Source organism: uncultured Sphingorhabdus sp., from assembly GCF_937872355.1.
GTDB lineage: Bacteria > Pseudomonadota > Alphaproteobacteria > Sphingomonadales > Sphingomonadaceae > Sphingorhabdus_B.
This window is the reverse complement of the sequence record NZ_CALMSV010000265.1, coordinates 1-3,416: the sequence shown is the minus strand read 5'-3', so window position 1 is coordinate 3,416 and position 3,416 is coordinate 1. Positions and strand designations below refer to the sequence as shown.

General features: G+C 62.5%; 4 protein-coding genes. 1 reads left to right on the top strand and 3 read right to left on the bottom strand.

Annotated elements, in window-relative coordinates; translation table 11 throughout:
- From Q0239_RS17035 to Q0239_RS18235, 3 genes are all read right to left on the bottom strand, one after another.
- Window positions 1–643 (bottom strand): hypothetical protein (locus tag Q0239_RS17035; RefSeq protein WP_298605086.1); only part of this gene is annotated, 643 nt, incomplete at its 3' end.
- Between the two features lie 43 nt (window positions 644–686).
- Window positions 687–2,945 (bottom strand): AAA family ATPase, encoded by a 2,259-nt coding sequence (locus Q0239_RS17030; RefSeq protein WP_298605084.1) that lies wholly within the window; start codon window positions 2,943–2,945, stop codon window positions 687–689.
- Between the two features lie 49 nt (window positions 2,946–2,994).
- Window positions 2,995–3,249: a hypothetical protein gene (locus tag Q0239_RS18235; RefSeq protein WP_367276127.1), complete on the bottom strand. Its 255-nt coding sequence runs from the start codon at window positions 3,247–3,249 to the stop codon at window positions 2,995–2,997.
- Between Q0239_RS18235 and Q0239_RS18230 the strand changes: the two genes are divergently transcribed.
- The coding region (locus Q0239_RS18230; protein WP_367276126.1) for a hypothetical protein at window positions 3,221–3,416 on the top strand (196 nt) is incomplete at its 3' end. The genes Q0239_RS18235 and Q0239_RS18230 overlap by 29 nt on opposite strands.

Here is a 3,416-nt window from a genome sequence, read left to right as displayed (position 1 = left end):
GTTGATCGTCGTCCGTCCATGGCAGCGAGTGAATGTCCGGGTGGCGGCCCCAGAGGTCGAGCGACTTGAAGCCGGACAGTGAGTGACCGCCGAACCGCTCGTTGAAAGCCAACGCGATGGCCTGGTGGCGCGTCGCCCACGTGGCGAGCTTGTTGGCGTCATAAATGTCGATGACGAGCGCGTCGGGGTCGTGGCCGGTACCGGCGATGCCGGCGCGGATGGCCGCAAGAAGAGGCGCCATCTGCTTGGCGGTCAGCGCCTTTGTTGTGGCAACGATGTAGGCTCCGCCAGCGGCGATAGCTTCGGACAAGACCGGACGCAAGACGGGGCGTTGGCCGTCGGACGATACGACGTGCGTCTCGGCCTTGAGGGATGCCGAGGTGACGCGGGTCGCCTTGGCCTGTAACGCCGTATGCCGGCGCGGCAGGTAGTCGGTTCTGTCGGTTCCGCCCTCCCACGTGATGCGCCCATCCTCGCCGCCGTCGGGAACCGTGATCTGCGCGGGGACGTGGATACCGGACAGCGGCAGGCCGACCTGGCGAGCTTCGGCCAGTAGAAGATGTCGCAGGAACTCGACCAGGCCTCGATCGTCGAGGCTAGCGATCTGAGCGGCGGTGACGATGAACAAGTCGGTGCGAATCATCCAGCCATTCTAGCAGATCGCGCGCCGTCAAGCCCGCGGATGGTCAGCAGCCGCCGACGATATCGAGCGTTCGCTTGACGAACGTGGTGACCTCGTGAGGATTGAACGGGGCATTCGGGTCGTGGTGAAAGGGAGCCGTGTAGCTGTTGATGTCCTCGAGCTCGGCGAGCGCTGCGGTCAGCGGGTGCGCTGGATCGGAGCGGATGATGGCCAGCATATCCCCGAGCCATTTGCCGTCCGGAATCTGATTTGGAAAACGATACCGGATGTATTTCTCGAGGAGTGGACGCATCAGGGTGCGCATTGCGGCTGCATCGGTCGAGAGACCCTGCGCAAACTCCTGCAACCGCATGTGGTCCTGCAGGTAGCCTTCCTTCGCCTCGCGGTCGAGATCCCATGGCTCGATTGAGGAGTTGTTGCTCGAGACAGAAATCTGGAAGGTGTCGAGGGCAACGGTGTGCGTGCGATCCTTGACGGTCTTCAGGAAATGCTTGTCGTGCGAGAAGACAATGACTTGAGCGCAGCGCGCTGCGACGCGCACGACAGTGCTGGCCGTGACCTCCCGTCGGTAGTCGTCCAGGCTCGTGAACGGGTCATCGAAAATGACGAGCTTGCGGGCAAGATCAGTGTCATGGTCGAGTTGGGCAAGAAAGAAGGCGAGCGCGAGTGTGCTCTTGTCGCCGGCGCTCATGGTGGTACGGAATGACGGCGCGCCGGGCGTGGGCTTGACTGCGATATCGAGCGTCGCCGCGCCGAACTGCAGACCGTAGATGGATTGCGGGGCCTTGCCGACATAGTTCTTCTTGGCGCCGACGAGCTTGAAACCGGCGCCGAACATGGAGAGATAGCGATTGATCGCGGTCTCGTAGTTCTTCAGAATTTTCGTATCATAGGCGTCGAGCGCCTTCTTCTTGGCGTCGCGCTCGGTCGCCAGTTTGGATTTCTCGGCGGCGAGCTTGTCATGATCCGCGACAAGCGTAGCGGTGCCGCTGCTGTAGCGGACCTTGGTGGCCTCGAGGCGTGCGATCTCCCGCTCGATGGCGAGCCGATCGGCGCCGGCCGCTACAGATTTCACGCCGTTGATCGACGGCACGATGACTGTTGTCCAGTGATCGAGCGCGGGTTGAAGCTCCTTCTCGAGGTTATTCCACGCGGCGAGCGCAGCGTCGTGGGCGGCGTCAGGCGCGACGGGTTCTAGTGGCGCAGCCTTCTTGGCATCGAGCCGGCGCGAGACCGCCCGATAGAGATCGCCCGATATGGCCTCCAGGGAGGCGACGTCGTTCGGCAGATCGAGTTGGAGGGTGACGTAGGCCTTCCAGTGTTCCGCCTCTCGCGTCATCGAACGGACGGCTTCGGCCAGCTTGAGCCTGGCCGGCTCGCCAAATTCGGCGTCGAGCGTGCTGCGGGCATCGGCGATGGCCTGATTGTGATCCTTGTAGGCGTCGCTGAAAAAGCCCCGGTAGGCGGTAACAAGATCGCTGCCGCGAACGCTCTGGGCGCAGAACGGGCAGACATCGTCCGTGATGTGCGCAAGACCGTAGGCGAGCCAGCGCTCGCCATGCTGGTCCATGGCGTGCGATTCGATCTGATGCTTGACGCGTTCACTGGCATCCACGGAGAGCGTATCGAGCGTGGCCGCCAGGATGTTGTCAAGGCGCTCTGGAAGTTTGGGAAGCTTTGCAGCAGTGGGCACGACCCGGGTGGCAATGGCCGTGGCGTCGACTGCGGCTTTGCGTCTTGCCTGGAGGTCGGTGAGCTGCTTGTCGATATCCGGCACGTCGGTGAGGGTGAGGAACTGATCGAGGGTCATGCCTTTCGGGACATGCTGGTCGATGAGCTTGCGCTGCGCCGTCAGGTCCGACTGGGTCTTAGCGGCCGCCGCATCGATGGCATCGAGATCCTTGGCGAGCGCAACACCCTGCGGACCAATAACGACGCGGTAGAAATTGCGGCGCTGCTCGGTGTCGACATCCGTTCCGGTATGGACGTTCTCGAACACAAAGTGGCCGTCGAAAATATGCACGTCGGGCGAGGTCGCAGACCAGGCACCGTTGGTGAATCGTGCAGGGCCTTGATCGAGCAGGAGCTGAACGTCGGGCGTATCGGCGCTGTCGAGGGTCTTGCGCTCCAGGACGTGGTTCGGATCGTTGCGCTGGAGCGAGCGCATCAGAGCGCACAGCGTCGTCTTGCCGTGACCGTTGCCGGCATAGAAGACGGTGAGACGCGCGTACTCTCCGCCTTTGACGCTGGCGTTGCGGAAGCGTCCGATGTTCTTGAGATTGGTGATCTTTTTCAGAAACATGGTGTTCAGCAATTTCGGTTGAATAGAGGAATGAATATTTTATCACAACTCAGACGAGCGCCTGCATAGCGTGGCTTGCAACCAGTCCCTTGAGCGTTGCCGCCGCATTGACCGCATCGTGCGGAATGAGGGCGTAGACCCACGTCTTCCCGTTGCACTGCTTGGCGTGAGCGTTGGCATAGCCGACCCATTTGGCGGCGGCGCGTGCCTTGGCCTGCACCACGCCGTCGTGCAGCTCGTCGCGGCGCTTGACATGCCCGAAGCGGAATGACGTCGTGTTCGACGCCTTCGCCGGCTCGGGCACCACGCTGGTCGCCGCCGAGCGCACAGGCCGCCGCGCGAAACTGAGCCGCTTGGCTGGTTCTCCATTGTCGCTCTCCACTCGTCGCCAGACCCATCGCGCGTGCCGCGCTTGCCTGCCCGACAATCTAGGGGGCGTGCACCTCATTCGATTGGCGGTTCCAAACTTCC